A 14,822-nucleotide genomic window follows, 5' to 3' on the forward strand; every position below is an offset into this window, starting at 1 on the left:
GATTCGACGAGCTTCTATCTTGACGACTGTCGATTCAGCGCGCACCCTTGAATTCAAGAACATCGAAACAGCACCAGCACCGGTACACAGCCGGCTTCATCCCCAGTAGCCGGCCCTTACCTCCCAGGAGTGCGTCATGAGCGAGACCGATGAGCTGCGCGAGACCGTCCGCCGACGGTACGCGGCCGCAGCGATCCAGGTGGCCGAGGGAAACGCGGCGTGCTGCGGGCCGGAGTCGGGCGAGGCGGGGTCGGGGTCCGGGTCCGGGGCCGAGGCGGGGCCAGGGGCCGAGGCGGGGCCCGGGGGCGAGGCCGGGACCGGGGCCGAGGTCGGCGACAACTTCGGCGCCCAGCTCTACGCGGCCGATCAGCGCGAGGGCCTGCCCGCCGAGACCGTCGCCGCCTCCCTGGGCTGCGGCAACCCGACCGCAGTCGCCGAACTCCACGAGGGCGAACGCGTCCTCGACCTCGGCTCCGGCGGCGGCATCGACGTCCTGCTCTCCGCCCGACGCGTCGGCCCCACCGGCAAGGCGTACGGCCTGGACATGACCGAGGAAATGCTCGCCCTGGCCCTCGCCAACGCGAGAAAGGCCGGCGCGACCAACGTCGAGTTCCTCAAGGGCACCATCGAGGCCGTACCGCTGCCCGCGAACACCATCGACGTCATCATCTCCAACTGCGTCATCAACCTCTCCACCGACAAGCCCGCCGTCTTCGCCGAGGCGTTCCGCGTCCTGCGCCCCGGTGGCCGTATCGGCGTCTCCGATGTCGTCGCGGACGATCACCTCACCCCCGCACAGCGAGCCGAACGCGGCGATTACGTCGGCTGCATCGCGGGCGCGCTGTCGTTCGCCGAGTACCGCCGAGGGCTGGAGGCCGCGGGATTCACGGCCGTCGAGATCACCCCGACCCACCAGGTGGCCGACGGCATGCACTCCGCCCTGGTCCGCGCCACCAAGCCGACCACCACAGCCGAGTCGACGGCCGGACGTGACGGAGCCGATGCCCGGGCATGACGCGGGCCCGTGGCCGGACTTGGCACGCAGCGGAGGCACGCGGAGCCCGGGGTCGTAGCCGCAAAGGACGGCGAACCCGCCGTCCTCCCCACCATGACGTGGCGCTGCGCGGCGTGCCCCTCATGCTGTGCGGGATCGATACCGGCTGACGAAGTGTTGCGGCCCACGCCGGGCAACACGGCTACCGTCACCAGCTCGCCTTCACCAGCTCAGTGGGTCACCACATCCGACCATCGTCGGTGACACCCGCTCCGAAACGATGGCCCTGCGGGGCTACTTGGATTCGATCCGTCCGAGCGGGTCGGGGCTGCTCGTCAGCGCGTCGCGCGCCGCCTGCCAGGCGGAGTCCCCGGGGCAGAGCTCGGTTCGGAGGTACGCCCAGGTGAGCCGCTGGACTGCGGACACCCGCACGGGGTTCTCGTCCGTCGTCTCGGCGACGTCGTATCCGGAGACCCCGCCGAGCCCGTGCTCCGCGCCGAACAGGGTGAGCAGGGACTTGGGGCCCGGGGAGAGGACGTACGGATCGGCGTGCCAGTCCGGGCCTCGAACCGTCAGATGGTCGGAGATGTCCTTGTCACCGGCGACCACGAGCGCGGGCGTCGTCATCGTGGAGAAGTCCGTGGTCAGGAGGAAGGCGAAATTCTCGGCCACGGACTCGGTGAGCGCGTCGCCACCCCTGCCGGGCGCGGCAAGCAGTACGCCCGCCTTGATCCGCGGCTCGGTCAGGTTCACTTCCGCTCCGTCGTCCGGATCGATGAGCCGGGCGCCCAGCAGCAGGCTCGCGGTGTGCCCGCCCATCGAGTGCCCGGCCACGGCGACCTTGCTCCGGTCCAGGCGCCCGACGAGTTGCGGGACGGCGGCCTCGATGACGTCGAACTGGTCCAGGATGCGCGTCATGTCCTCGGCCCGCGATCGCCAGTACATCGGCGCACCGGGGGTATCGGGGGCCAGGCTCAGCGTCCGCGAGCTCAGATGGGTGGGCTGGATCACGACAAAGCCGTGCGCAGCCCAGAAGTTGGCGAGAGGTGCGTAGCCGTTCAGTGAGGAGAGGTGGTTCGAGAAGCCCTGACCATGCGAGAGGAGGATGACCGGCAGGTCGCCCCCGGTCACGGGCGCGGAGACACGTACCTCCAGGTCCACGGCCCGGCCGGGAGCCGGCAGCACCACAGGGCTGACCGAGAGGACGGGAGCGGGCGAGCCGAAGGTGTCGGCAGGGTAAGTCGATTCACTCATGAGGCATTTGTCCATTCGATGGCCTCCAGCGCCGGTCCGATACGACTGACGGCAGGGGGAGGCAGGCAGAAGCATCCGGCTTCAGCTAGGCTGAAAGCGGAGCGTTGTTCCGATTGACGATACGGAGCGCTGTTCCGTTTCGTCAATGGCCATCGGAAGGAGAGCGCGGTGTCCACTGCAGGCCACTCCGGGCAGGCACCGGCCCGAACCAAACGGGCCGACGCGCAGCGCAACCAGCAGGCGCTGCTCGCCGCGGCCGCCGCGGTATTCGTCACCTCCGGCGTCGACGCGCCGATCCGCGAGATCGCGGCCAAGGCAGGCGTCGGGATGGGAACGATCTATCGCCACTTCCCGACCCGGGCGGATCTCGTCGTCGCCGTCTACCGCCACCAGGTCGAGGAGTGCGCCGAGGCCGGCCCGAACCTGCTGGCCGACGCCGACTCTCCCCTCGCGGCACTCCGTGAATGGGTCGACCTCTTCGTGGACTTCCTGGTCACGAAGCACGGCCTCGCCAACGCCCTGCAATCCGACAGCAGCGGCTTCGAAGCGCTCCACACCTACTTCCTCGACCGCCTCGTGCCCGTCTGCGCCCAACTACTCGACGCCGCAGCCGCCGCCGGCGAAATCAGCCCCGGCACCCAGGCCTACGAACTGATGCGCGGCATCGGCAACCTCTGCATCACCCGCGACACCGACCCCCACTACGACCCCCACCGCCTGATCGAACTACTCCTACGAGGCCTACAACACCCGCAGCCGTCCTGATGCCCCGGCACTGCGGCAAAGCACCACCTCTCAAGGACCGCCAACACACGAGGGCCGCCACCCAACATGGGTAGCGGCCCTCAGCAAACTACTGACACACCGTCAACGCTTCAGACTCCCTCACAGGCAGCCCGAACCCGCGGTTTAGATGTCGAAGTACAGCTCGAACTCGTGCGGGTGGGGGCGGAGCTGCATGGGGGCGATTTCGTTGGTGCGCTTGTAGTCGATCCAGGTCTCGATCAGGTCGGCGGTGAAGACGCCGCCGGCCTGGAGGTACTCGTTGTCGGCCTCGAGGGCTTCCAGGACGGCCGGGAGGGAGGTGGGGACCTGGGGGACGTCGGCGTGCTCTTCGGGGGCGAGCTCGTAGAGGTCCTTGTCGATCGGCTCGGCGGGCTCGATCTTGTTCTTGATGCCGTCCAGGCCCGCGAGGAGGAGGGCGGAGAAGGCCAGGTAGGGGTTGGACGAGGGGTCCGGGGCGCGGAACTCGACGCGCTTGGCCTTCGGGTTGGAGCCGGTGATCGGGATCCGCATCGCGGCGGAGCGGTTGCGCTGCGAGTAGACCAGGTTCACCGGGGCCTCGAAGCCGGGCACCAGGCGGTGGTAGGAGTTCACCGTCGGGTTGGTGAAGGCCAGCAGCGACGGGGCGTGGCGCAGGATGCCGCCGATGTAGTAGCGGGCGGTGTCCGAGAGGCCCGCGTAGCCCTGCTCGTCGTAGAAGAGGGGCTCGCCGCCCGTCCACAGGGACTGGTGGACGTGCATGCCGGAGCCGTTGTCACCGAAGATCGGCTTGGGCATGAAGGTGGCGGTCTTGCCGTTGCGCCAGGCCGTGTTCTTGACGATGTACTTGAACAGCATCAGGTCGTCGGCCGCGGCCAGCAGCGTGTTGAACTTGTAGTTGATCTCCGCCTGGCCCGCGGTGCCCACCTCGTGGTGCTGGCGCTCGACCTTGAGGCCGGCGCGCATCAGCTCGGAGGAGATCTCGGCGCGCAGGTCGGCGAAGTGGTCGACCGGCGGGGCCGGGAAGTAGCCGCCCTTGTAGCGGACCTTGTAGCCGCGGTTGCCGCCGACCTCGATGGCGCCGGTGTTCCAGGCGCCCGCCTCGGAGTCGATGTGGTAGTAGCCGGCGTTCGCCTTGGTCTCGAAGCGGACGTCGTCGAAGACGTAGAACTCCGCCTCCGGGCCGAAGAACGCGGTGTCGGCGATGCCGGAGGAGGCGAGGTACGCCTCGGCCTTCTTGGCCACGTTCCGCGGGTCACGGCTGTACTGCTCGCCGGTGATCGGGTCGTGGATGAAGAAGTTGATGTTGAGGTGCTTCTCGGAGCGGAACGGGTCCACACGCGCGGTCGACAGGTCCGGGACCAGGGCCATGTCGGACTCGTGGATGGCCTGGAAGCCGCGGATCGAGGAGCCGTCGAACATCAGGCTCTCGGCCGGGTCGAAGGACTCCGCCGGAACGGCGAAGTGCTGCATGACGCCGGGCAGGTCGCAGAACCGGACGTCGATGTATTTGACGTCGTTGTCCGCGATGTACTTCTTGGCCTCGTCGGCGTTCTGGAACATCCATCCTCCTAGTCCCGCCGCGTCGGGACGGGCTTGCTCCGGCTCCGGCTGCGGGCACAGGGGCGCCGCACGCCTGGTGGCCGACCTTAGGCAGGGGCCATTTCTCCAGCATGACCCATCTGTTTCGCCGATGTTAACCACCAGGCCGGACGGGCAGCGGATAACCGTACGGAGTGCGACTGTTACGGTCGGTTTGCGACCTTCTTGCCCGGCGTTTAACCGGAGCCGCGAGGGCTACGCCGTGTATACGGCGTACAGCGCCTGGTGTACGGCGTACGAGCCGATCCGGCCGTACGGCCCTACGGGGGTCGATCCGCCGCGAAACCGGCGCGATACCGTTGGCGGGTGGACAACAGGGACGCAATCGGGTCGTGGCTGTCGGGACCGCGCGCCGCGGCGGAGGAGATGGGAGCCGACTTCGGCTACCGCGGCAAGCGGCTCGGTCTCCCCGAGGAGGGCCCCGGAGCCATCGCTCCGGTCGGGCGCCGGATCGGCGCACTCTTCATCGACTGGACGCTCTCGGCCGTGATCGCCTTCGGACTGCTGGCGGGACGCCGTCTGGAGGCCACCAACAACTGGGCGCTGGTCGTCTTCCTCGTCATGAGCCTCCTGACCGTCGGAACGGTGGGCTCGACACCGGGCAAGCGGCTGCTGGGGCTGCGCGTGGTCTCCCTGGACGGGCTGGAGAAGCTGCCGGTGTGGCGTGCCGCGGTCCGTACGGTGCTGGTCGGCCTCGCCATCCCCGCGCTCATCTGGGACCGCGACAACCGCGGACTGCACGACCGGTTCTCGGGCTCGGTCCAAGTACGGATCTGAGCGAAGCGAAGCCGTGAGACGGCAAGCAGGGTGGGACTCCCCGAGAGGGAGCCCACCCTGCTTTTCGATTCACCGCTACGCGACCAGGTGCGGGGTCAGCGGCCCTGCGGGCCCTTGGGGAGCTTCATGCCCTTGGGCATCGGGCCCTTCGGGATCGGCATGTTGCTCATGAGATCGCCGAGCGCCCGGAGCCGGTCGTTGATCTGGGTGACCTCGGCGCCCTGGAGCTGTCGCGGCAGCTTCATGATCCTGACGCGGAGCTTCTGCAGCTCGACCTGGCCCTCGTCGTTGCCGACGACCAGGGTGTGCACCGGTACGTCGCCGACGACCCGGTTCATCTTCTTCTTCTCGGACGCCAGCAGACCGCGCAGTCGGTTCGGGTTGCCCTCACCGACGAGCACGATGCCCGCCTTGCCGACCGCGCGGTGGACGACGTCCTGGCTGCGGTTCATCGCCACGGCCGGGGTGACCTGCCAGCCCCGTCCGATGTTCTCCAGCACGGCGGCCGCTGCTCCCGGCTGTCCCTCCATCTGCCCGAACGCGGCCCGCTCGGCACGCCGCCCGAAGACGATCGCGCAGGCCAGCAGGGCCAGGAGCACGCCCACGATCCCCGCGTAGACCGGGTGGTCGATCAGAAAGCCGACCGCGAGGAGTACACCGAAGGTGACAAGCCCCACGCCGGCCAGGATCCAACCGATCTTCCGGTCCACGCGCCGGGTCATCTTGTACGTCTGAGCGATCTGCTTGAGCCGCCCAGGGTTCTCGGTGTTGTCCTTCCTCGCCATGCGGTGAAGTTTACGTGGGACAGCGGGCGGACCGCTGCGCGGCTGGGGGTACGGGGGTTGCCCCGGAAGACAGCAGCACGTGGGACAGCGAGCCGATCACCCCGAGGGCGAACCGACCGCCGCGCGGTCACAGGTGCGGCGGTCGCCCTCGCTGGGTGGGTGGGGTCAGCCGCGGGAGGTCAGAAGGGTGCGGTGGTCCGAGGCGGCGTTCAGTACGGTTTCCGCCTCGTGCCGGGCACGGGCGCGGCGGCGGTCCTCCAGGACCGCCGACCACGCGTTACGCCGGGCGACCCGCTGCCCGTTGCCGAAGAAAAGGTGTTCCAGACCTTCCAGTGCCCACAGGGTGGTTCGCACTGTCGTCCCCTCCGTCAGTCATCCGTCTGAACCGGGCGCTCTGTCGCACAGCCGACCGGGCCGCACATGCGCGGTATGTGGTTTCAGCGTTACGCATTGGTGTTACCAGGCGATGACCGGAGGGTCAAAGTCCACGAAAGCCTGTGCGGCGAAGCTCACTCTCCGCCTCGCCGCACAGCCCCGCCCGTACGCGTCAGGCGGCGGACGTCGTGCCCGTACGGCGGGCCTCGACGGCCTGCTGGTAGAGGCGGCCGGCCCGGTACGAGGAGCGGACGAGCGGTCCTGACATGACGCCCGCGTAGCCGATCTCGTCGGCCTCCTGCTTCAGCTCGACGAACTCCTGCGGCTTCACCCAGCGCTCGACCGGGTGGTGCCGCGGGGTGGGCCGCAGATACTGGGTGATGGTGATCAGCTCGGTGCCGGCCTCGTGCAGGTCGCGCAGGGCCTCGCTGACCTCCTCGCGGGTCTCGCCCAGGCCCAGGATGAGGTTGGACTTGACGACCAGCCCGGCCTCGCGGGCGCGGGTGAGCACCTCCAGCGAGCGCTCGTAGCGGAAGCCGGGCCGGATGCGCTTGAAGATGCGGGGCACCGTCTCGACGTTGTGCGCCAGCACCTCGGGACGGGAGGAGAAGACCTCCGCGAGCTGGTCGGGTTCGGCGTTGAAGTCGGGGATCAGCAGCTCGACGCCGGTGTCCGGCATCAGACCGTGGATCTGGCGCACGGTCTCGGCGTAGAGCCAGGCGCCGCCGTCCTCGAGGTCGTCGCGGGCCACGCCGGTGATCGTCGCGTAGCGGAGCTCCATCGTGCGCACCGACTCGGCGACGCGGCGGGGCTCGTCGCGGTCGAGCTCGGCGGGCTTGCCGGTGTCGATCTGGCAGAAGTCGCAGCGGCGGGTGCACTGCTCGCCGCCGATCAGGAAGGTCGCCTCGCGGTCCTCCCAGCATTCGAAGATGTTGGGACAGCCCGCCTCCTGGCAGACCGTGTGCAACCCCTCGCTCTTGACCAGGTTCTGGAGGGCGTTGTACTCGGGGCCCATTTTCGCCCGGGTCTTGATCCACTCGGGCTTGCGCTCGATGGGGGTCTGGCTGTTGCGGACCTCCAGGCGGAGCATCTTGCGACCGTCGGGTGCGACAGCGGACACGTCCGGCTCCCTACGTACTTTCGATTCAGCGGCGGGTATCAGCCTACGCCTGCGGTTTACGGCTTTCGTACGGGCCGGAGCCCAGGAAAAGCGCCCTGGTCAGCCCACGGCGGGACCGCGACCTGTTCGGCCGCGGCGGGACCGGGACTCAGACCGCGCGGGGCAGCGGGGTCGAGGACTCCAGCACCTCGCGCAGGTGCTTCTCCATCAGAGGAAGCACCTCGGAGACCGGAACATTCCTGCCCAGCTCCTGCGAGAGCGAGGTGACGCCCGCGTCGCGGATACCGCAGGGGACGATCCGGTCGAAACCGGTCGTGTCCGGGTTGCAGTTCAGTGCGAAGCCGTGCATGGTCACGCCCTTGGCGACGCGGATACCGATCTGCGCCAGTTTCCGGTCCTCACCGCGCTGGCCCGCGTTGGAGGGCGCGTACTCCGGGCCCATCAGGCGCGGGTCGTAGTCCTCCTGGTTCAGCCGCGGGTCGAAGTCCAGCGCCAGGCCGGACGCCCCGTCGCCCGCGGAGTGCTTGCCGGCAGGCTTCTCGACGGTGTCGCCCAGCACCCATACGCCGCTGCGGCCCTCGACCCGCGTCGTCTCCAGGCCGAGATCGGCGCAGGCGCGGATCATGGCCTCCTCGAGGCGTCGGACGTGCGCGACGACGTCGACGGGGCGCGGCAGCTTCAGGATCGGATAGCCGACGAGCTGGCCAGGGCCGTGCCAGGTGATCTTGCCGCCGCGGTCGACGTCCACCACGGGAGTGCCGTCGAGCGGGCGCTCGCTGTCCTCGGTACGCCGCCCGGCCGTGTAGACCGGTGGGTGCTCCAGCAGCAGACAGGTGTCGGGGATCTCGTCGGCGAAGCGGGCCGCGTGCACCCGCTTCTGCTCCTGCCAGGCGTCCAGGTAGTCGACGGCGTTGTCGCCGAATCCCAGGTGGACGAAGCGAAGTTCGCCGTCCACCGGACCGTCCGCCGGACCCTCCAGCCGGGGTTCTCCCATGCCTTCTCTCCTTCGTAAGCCCGCGTCCGCACGCCGGCACACCAGGTGGCGGGCCGCTCCGCGCTCCGCGCCCTCAGCCACTGTACGGCCGTCGCGGTCCGTCCCCGCAGGTGGCTGCCCCCTCACACGTACGGATGAATACGCGACGAAGGACGCGAACGTTGTACGAGGGCCCGTTACATTCGCGCCGTTCCAGCAGGGCGCCCCGGCGTCTGACACAAGCCGTGAGGGCAGGAGACCGTAGACCTGATGACGATGGAACGACCTGGGGAGTCCGTGAACGACGCGGCCCAGCCATCCCAGCAGCGCATCCCCAACCGCCAGCTCGCCGCCCTGATCGCCGAGGCGGGCTTCTCCAACGCGGGCCTGGCCAGGCGCGTGGACCAGCTCGGCCTCGAACACGGTCTTGACCTGCGCTACGACAAGACGTCGGTGACCCGGTGGCTGCGCGGCCAGCAGCCCAGGGGCACCACCCCCGCACTGATCGCCGAGGTCTTCACCCGGCGCCTGGGGCGGCGGCTGACGGCGCAGGATCTCGGCCTCGACGCCTGCGCGCCGGTGTACGCGGGGCTGGAGTTCGCGGCGACGCCCGCCGAGGCGGTGGACATCGTCAGTGGCTTGTGGCGCAAGGACTCCGGCAGCCACGCGGAGCTGCGGAAGATCGCGTTCACCCCGGCGGGGCTCGTGGTGCCCAGCCGGGACTGGCTGATCGGACGGGCCGACGAACGCGTGGCACGCGGCCCGGAACCGGACGGCTCGGGCAGCCCCGCGGGCCCCGGCGGCCCGGGCTCCGCCGGAGGACCGGCAGGCTCAGGACCGGGACCGGGACAGTCCGCTGCCGGCCCCGGTGCCGGAGTGGGCGCGGCCCGTGGGCACGGCCTCGGAACGGGACACGGGCCGAACCATGGCCCCGGCCCCGGGCACGGGCCCGCCGCCGGCGGCCCGGGCGGCGCGGGCGCGGGGCACGGCGGCGGGCTGCGCGTCCCGCCGCAGTCCCGGGTCGGCGGCGCTGGCGTGCCGACCCGGCCCCCGTCGCCGGCCGCCGCACGGCTGGACCGGGTGGAGCGCGGGCCAGGCCAGCGGGTCTCCGGGGGCGATGTGGCGGCGCTGCGTTCGGTGTGCGAGCTGTTCCGCGCCCTCGACCACGCCTACGGCGGCGGGCACGCGCGGCAGGCCCTGGTGCGGTATCTGGAACACGAGGCCGAGCCGATGCTGCGCGGTGTCTACGGAGAGCAGTTGGGCAGGCGGCTGTTCGCCGCCGCGGCCGATCTGACCCGGCTGGCGGGCTGGACCTCGTACGACATCGCAGCGCACGGACTGGCGCAGCGCTACTTCGTCCAGGCGCTGCGGCTGACCCAGGCCGCGGGCGATCGCGCTTTCGGCGCCTATGTGCTGGTCACGATGAGCAGGCAGGCCGTCTATCTGGGGCACGGGCGGGAGGCGGTGCAGCTGGCGCGGGTCGCGCAGCAGGGCGTCGGCACCTCCGTGCCGCCGGTGGTCCAGGCGCTGCTGCACGCGGCGGAGGCACGCGGGCACGGGGTGCTGGGCGAGGTGCGCGCCTGCACCGCGTCGCTGGCCCGCGCCGAGCGGGCGCTGGAGGCCGCCCGGCCCAGCGAGGACGTACCCGCCTGGGCGCGGTTCTTCGACGAGGCGCAGCTGGCCGACGAGTTCGGGCACTGCCATCGCGACCTCCAGCAGTACCGCGCCGCCGCGCAGCACGCCGAGCGCTCGCTCCAGCTGCGCAGTGCCGGGTTCGCGCGCAGCCGGCTGTTCTGCCGGGTGGTGCTGGCCACGGCCCGGCTGGGGCTGGGCGAGATCGAGCAGGCGTGCGCGCTGGGCGCCGAGGCGGCGCACCAGGCGGCGGAGATGCGGTCCGTACGTGCTCATGAGTACGTACGGGATTTCGAGCGGAGGTTGGAGCCGTATCGGGACGCGGCGGCCGTTCGGCAGTACCGGGAGAAGGTCTCGGCGCTGGTGTGAGGGTGTTCTGGGGAGGGGGCGCGTCCCCTCCCCCTGCACTGTGGTCGGGCGCGCCTCAGATGGGGCGGCAGGGGATCTCCATGGTGACCATGGTGGGGCCGCCCGGTGGGCTGCTGATGGCCAGGATGCCGTCGAAGGTGCCCAGCCGGCGCTCGATACCGGCTATGCCAGAGCCCTTCGAGATGTCGGCGCCGCCCTGCCCGTCGTCGGTGACGGATATCCGGAGCATGCCGCCCGCGTCGTAGGAGTAGTGGATGTCCAGCCAGATGTGCTCGGATCCGGCGTGTTTGACCGCGTTGGTGAGGACCTCGCTGACCGCGAAGTAGGCAGCCGACTCGACCGGTTCGGCGAACCGGCCGGGCAGTTCGATGTCGACCTCGACGGGCAGCTGCATCCGCAGTGCGAGGGCCTGAGCCGCGTCGCCCAGGCCGCGTTCGGCGAGCACCGGCGGATGGATGCCGCGCACCAGGTCGCGCAGCTCCGTCAGCGCCTCCGCTGAGGACTCCCTGGCCTGCGCGATGAGTTGCTTGGCCTTGGCGGGGTCCTGTTCGACGAGGGCTTCGATGGTGCCGAGGCTCATCCCCATGGCGACCAGCCGCGCCTGCGCACCATCGTGCAGATCGCGCTCGATCCGCCGCAGCTCCGCGGCCGAGGTGTCCACGGCGTCGTGCCGCGTCTCGTACAACTGCTCCACCCGCCGGGCGAGGAGGGCGCCCCTGGTGGGGGCCAGCAGTCCGCGGGCCAGCTGGAAGTGGGCCGTGAGCAGATACGGGTTGGCGTAGCGGGCGAGGAGCAGTACGAAGCTGCCGAGGGCCGCGCACTGCACCGCGTCGCTGAAGGTCTCGACGTGGATGAAGCCGTACCAGTAGTCCCCCGCGACGGCGTGCCATACGCCCGCGAACATCACCCAGCCCTCCACGCCGTAGCCGATCAGTGCGGGCGGCAGCAGTGCGAGGACGTAGCCGAACACGGCGTCGGTGATCAGCCATATGAAGTCCCGCCAGGTGGCCGGGTCCTTGAGCAGCAGCACGCAGCGCTCGACGTACCCCGTCACGCCGTACGGGCCCGGCGGCAGCGGCCGGTAGGGGGTGCGGATGTGCAGGCCCGCCCACTCGCCGGCCAGCGCGCGGCGCCGGTCGGCGTGCATCCTGACGACGTGCAGCACCCATGGGGTGGTGAAGACGCCGACGCCCAGCGGCAGGAACACCAGCGAGAGCAGCGTCATCAGGAACAGGGTCAGCGAGAAGCCGAGGGAGAGGACCGACAGCACGAGGCCGCGGCCGGCCGCCAGCAGCGCGGCCCCGGCGCCGCCCGCAGCCGGACGCCACCGGGCCGGCTCCGGCCGCTCGGTGCCGTCCCTGCGTCCCGTCGCCGCCTCCTTGGTCCAGGACTCCCTGGCCCCGGGCTCCTTGGTCCCCGTCACCTTGCTCCCGCTCACCGCTCGTCCTCGGTCACCACTCGCCCCCAGCTTCGTCGTCCTCCGGCCCCGCGGTCCGGGTGCCGTGGCCGTGCCGTTCGTCGGGCACGGTGCCAGTCTGCGCCCTGTGCCGGGGCGAGCGCACTGGTCCGGGCTACCGTCCCGTAGGTGGACCTAGCACCACCTTCCGGCTCTCCTTTTGCTTCTCCGCCAGGGGTGCTGCGCTTCTCCGGCACGGGTGTTCGCGTCTCCGCGCTACGGGTGCTCGGCGGCTGTGACCGCCGTCCCGCTGTTTCTAGCGTCGTTGCTGCCCGGCAAGGCCAGGCCAACCGACGGAAACGGGGAGAGCCCGATGCACAGACCACCCACACCCACCCGCCCTGGAACGTCCGCCCGGACGCCCCGCCCGGGGCTTGCCGCGCGGCTCGGCGGCTGGAGCACCCGGCACCGCAAGACGGCGGTCTTCGGCTGGCTGCTCTTCGTCGTACTCGCCGCGGCGCTCGGCGGGATGGCCGGACTGACGGAGCCCACCGACAGCGAACAGTCCGTACGGGACTCGGCGCGGGCGACCACCATCCTGGAGGACGCCGGGATCGACGAGCCGCCGGCCGAGTCGGTGATGGTCTCCAGCACCGGCAAGGGCGGCTGGCGGGCGACCGCCGACGAGGTCACCCGGGCCGTCAAGGACACCGGCCGGGTCGAGAACGTCCGCGAACCGCTCCCCTCCCGCGACGGCAAGGCTGGCCTGATCGGCTTCGAGATGCGGGGCGATCCCGACTCGACGGACGAGAAGCCGATCGACGAGGTCATCGACGCGGTCGGCAAGGTCCGCGAGGCGCACAGCGGTGACGGCATCGAGATCCACCAGTACGGCGACGCCAGCGCCCAGAAGTGGCTGAACAAGATCCTCGGCGAGGACTTCGCCAAGGCCGAGTGGACGGCCGTTCCGCTGGCGCTGGGCATCCTGCTGGTGGCGTTCGGGGCGCTGGTGGCCGCGCTGCTGCCGGTGGCGCTCGCAATCACCGCGTTCATCGCCGCGAACGGCATCCTCGCCCTGGTCTCCAGCCGGCTGCACATCGACGAGACGACCAACTCGGTGATGCTGCTGATGGGGCTCGCCGTCGGCGTCGACTACTGCCTGTTCTATCTGCGACGGGAGCGGGACGAGCGGGCCGCGGGGCGGGACGCGGAGACCGCGCTGCGGATCGCCGCGGCCACCAGCGGCAGGGCGGTACTGGTGTCGGGTGTGACGGTGATGGTGGCGATGGCGGGCATGTTCCTGTCGGGGCTGCTGCTGTTCAAGGGCTTCGCCGTCGCCACGATCCTGGTCGTCTTCATCGCGATGCTCGGCTCGGTGACGATCCTGCCCGCGCTGCTGTCCTGGCTGGGCGACCGCGTCGACAAGGGCAAGGTTCCCTTCTTGGGCGGCCGCAAGCGGGACCGCGCCGCCGGGCGGCGCAAGCCCGCGGGCCGGATCTCAGCGGCGCTGCTGCGCCCGGTGCTGGCGGCCCCGGGGCTGTTCGCCGTGCTGGCCGCCGCGGCGATGCTCGTACTGGCCGCACCCGCGCTCGGGATGAAGACCGAACAGCTCGCGCTGGACAAGCAGATGCCCAAGGGCGCCGAACTGCGGGTCAACGCCGAGAAGATCACCGAGACCTTCCCCGGCGGCCCGGCACCGGCCCGGATCGTCCTCAAGGCCGACGACGTCCGCTCGCCGGAGACCCGTGCGGCGCTCGCGGACTTCAAGAAGACGGTCGGCGAGGACACCGACCACTTCGGCCGGGGTGTCGAGACCGCCGTACACGCCGGGGAGAACGTCGCGGTCATCGACGTACCGCTGGCGGGCAACGGCACCGACGACACCTCGCTCGCCGCGCTGGAGACGCTGCGCCACACGGTTGTCCCCGACACGCTGGGACCGGCCGCCGCCGACGGGCAGGTCTACGTCACCGGGGAGCTCGCCGGGTCGAAGGACTTCAACGACCAGCTCAAGGACGGCATCGTGCCGGTATTCGTCTTCATCACCGTCGTCACCTTCCTGCTGATGCTCGTCTGCTTCCGTTCGGTGCCCATCGCGCTCGCCTCGATCGTCCTCAACCTGCTGTCGGTCGGCGCGGCGTACGGGGTGATGACGGCGGTCTTCCAGCACGGCTGGGGTGCCTCGCTGTTCGGCACCGAGGCGGTCGGCGCCATCGAGTCGTGGATGCCGCTGTTCGTCCTGGTCGTGCTGTTCGGACTGTCGATGGACTACCACGTCTTCGTGGTCTCCCGGATCCGGGAGGCGAAGGACCGGGGAATGAGCACCCGGGAGGCCATCCGCGACGGCATCAGGGCGACGGCCTCGGCCGTGACGGGTGCGGCGCTCATCATGGTCGCCGTCTTCTCGGTCTTCGCGACGCTGTCGATGCAGGACATGAAGCAGATGGGGGTCGGCCTCGCGGTGGCCGTCCTGCTGGACGCCACAGTGGTGCGGATGGTGCTGCTGCCCGCGGTGATGATGCTGCTGGGCGAGCGGAACTGGTATCTGCCGCGGTGGCTTCGCTGGTTGCCGCGGATGGAGCATGGTGAGGCCGCGGTTCCGGTTGCCGCCTCGCACGCGCCCGAGGGGGCGACGCCGCTGGACGCTTGGGGCGCCGGGCCTTACGGGCAGCCGCCTCAGCTGGGGGACCGGCCCCCGGAGCACGTTCGGTAACCAGGACGGCGTCCCTGGGCGGGCCCAACCTGGATGCCCACAACCGCCCCCATCACCGCGCCCCCTCAGC

12 protein-coding genes are annotated in these 14,822 nt (G+C 70.5%); 5 read left to right on the top strand and 7 right to left on the bottom strand.

Features of this window, described 5'->3' with window-relative positions; all coding sequences use genetic code 11:
• Positions 1-136 precede the first annotated feature (136 nt).
• Positions 137-1,015, top strand: coding sequence for an arsenite methyltransferase (gene arsM, locus ACQEU8_RS28115; protein WP_433105914.1), 879 nt, complete (start codon positions 137-139; stop codon positions 1,013-1,015).
• A 273-nt stretch (positions 1,016-1,288) separates the two neighbouring features.
• Here the strand turns inward: arsM and ACQEU8_RS28120 are convergent, their stop codons facing one another.
• Positions 1,289-2,248, bottom strand: a complete 960-nt coding sequence (locus ACQEU8_RS28120; RefSeq protein WP_433105916.1) for an alpha/beta hydrolase family protein — start codon at positions 2,246-2,248, stop codon at positions 1,289-1,291.
• Between the two features lie 168 nt (positions 2,249-2,416).
• Between ACQEU8_RS28120 and ACQEU8_RS28125 the strand changes: the two genes are divergently transcribed.
• Positions 2,417-3,013, top strand: coding sequence for a TetR/AcrR family transcriptional regulator (locus tag ACQEU8_RS28125; protein ID WP_433105918.1), 597 nt, complete (start codon positions 2,417-2,419; stop codon positions 3,011-3,013).
• Between the two features lie 144 nt (positions 3,014-3,157).
• Here ACQEU8_RS28125 and glnA read toward each other — a convergent pair whose 3' ends face one another.
• On the bottom strand, positions 3,158-4,573 hold the full coding sequence (gene glnA / locus ACQEU8_RS28130; RefSeq protein WP_433105920.1) for a type I glutamate--ammonia ligase: 1,416 nt from the start codon (positions 4,571-4,573) through the stop codon (positions 3,158-3,160).
• Positions 4,574-4,918: 345 nt separating this feature from the next.
• On the opposite strand from glnA, the gene ACQEU8_RS28135 reads away from it, so the two are divergent.
• Positions 4,919-5,389: an RDD family protein gene (locus tag ACQEU8_RS28135; RefSeq protein WP_433105922.1), complete on the top strand. Its 471-nt coding sequence runs from the start codon at positions 4,919-4,921 to the stop codon at positions 5,387-5,389.
• Between the two features lie 95 nt (positions 5,390-5,484).
• On the opposite strand, the gene ACQEU8_RS28140 is transcribed toward ACQEU8_RS28135, so the two are convergent.
• The 4 genes from ACQEU8_RS28140 to lipB form a co-directional block, all read right to left on the bottom strand.
• Positions 5,485-6,174, bottom strand: coding sequence for a DUF4191 domain-containing protein (locus ACQEU8_RS28140; RefSeq protein WP_433105924.1), 690 nt, complete (start codon positions 6,172-6,174; stop codon positions 5,485-5,487).
• A gap of 165 nt (positions 6,175-6,339) precedes the next feature.
• Positions 6,340-6,528 carry a hypothetical protein gene (locus tag ACQEU8_RS28145; protein ID WP_433105926.1) on the bottom strand — a complete coding sequence of 63 codons (189 nt, stop codon included), beginning with the start codon at positions 6,526-6,528 and terminating at the stop codon, positions 6,340-6,342.
• A gap of 193 nt (positions 6,529-6,721) precedes the next feature.
• Complete coding sequence (gene lipA, locus ACQEU8_RS28150; RefSeq protein WP_433105927.1) at positions 6,722-7,669, bottom strand: lipoyl synthase; 948 nt, start codon at positions 7,667-7,669, stop codon at positions 6,722-6,724.
• A 148-nt stretch (positions 7,670-7,817) separates the two neighbouring features.
• Complete coding sequence (gene lipB, locus ACQEU8_RS28155; RefSeq protein ID WP_433105929.1) at positions 7,818-8,663, bottom strand: lipoyl(octanoyl) transferase LipB; 846 nt, start codon at positions 8,661-8,663, stop codon at positions 7,818-7,820.
• A 249-nt stretch (positions 8,664-8,912) separates the two neighbouring features.
• On the opposite strand from lipB, the gene ACQEU8_RS28160 reads away from it, so the two are divergent.
• Entirely contained in the window at positions 8,913-10,643 is a 1,731-nt protein-coding gene (locus ACQEU8_RS28160) for a regulator (RefSeq protein ID WP_433105931.1), read from the top strand.
• A gap of 55 nt (positions 10,644-10,698) precedes the next feature.
• Here the strand turns inward: ACQEU8_RS28160 and ACQEU8_RS28165 are convergent, their stop codons facing one another.
• Positions 10,699-11,937, bottom strand: a complete 1,239-nt coding sequence (locus ACQEU8_RS28165; RefSeq protein ID WP_433108778.1) for a sensor histidine kinase — start codon at positions 11,935-11,937, stop codon at positions 10,699-10,701.
• 475 nt (positions 11,938-12,412) lie between these two features.
• On the opposite strand from ACQEU8_RS28165, the gene ACQEU8_RS28170 reads away from it, so the two are divergent.
• On the top strand, positions 12,413-14,752 hold the full coding sequence (locus tag ACQEU8_RS28170) for an MMPL family transporter (protein ID WP_433105933.1): 2,340 nt from the start codon (positions 12,413-12,415) through the stop codon (positions 14,750-14,752).
• Positions 14,753-14,822: the final 70 nt, after the last annotated feature.

The sequence above is a fragment of the Streptomyces sp. CA-250714 genome (assembly GCF_050936705.1).
Taxonomy (GTDB): Bacteria; Actinomycetota; Actinomycetes; order Streptomycetales; family Streptomycetaceae; genus Streptomyces.

Bases quoted from the DNA above. Each gene is read 5' to 3' on its own strand.
- arsM (WP_433105914.1), top strand. From the start codon at position 137: ATGAGCGAGACCGATGAGCTGCGCGAGACCGTCCGCCGACGGTACGCG.
- ACQEU8_RS28120 (WP_433105916.1), bottom strand. From the start codon at position 2,248: ATGAGTGAATCGACTTACCCTGCCGACACCTTCGGCTCGCCCGCTCCC.
- glnA (WP_433105920.1), bottom strand. From the start codon at position 4,573: ATGTTCCAGAACGCCGACGAGGCCAAGAAGTACATCGCGGACAACGAC.
- ACQEU8_RS28140 (WP_433105924.1), bottom strand. From the start codon at position 6,174: ATGGCGAGGAAGGACAACACCGAGAACCCTGGGCGGCTCAAGCAGATC.
- lipB (WP_433105929.1), bottom strand. From the start codon at position 8,663: ATGGGAGAACCCCGGCTGGAGGGTCCGGCGGACGGTCCGGTGGACGGC.
- ACQEU8_RS28160 (WP_433105931.1), top strand. From the start codon at position 8,913: ATGACGATGGAACGACCTGGGGAGTCCGTGAACGACGCGGCCCAGCCA.
- ACQEU8_RS28170 (WP_433105933.1), top strand. From the start codon at position 12,413: ATGCACAGACCACCCACACCCACCCGCCCTGGAACGTCCGCCCGGACG.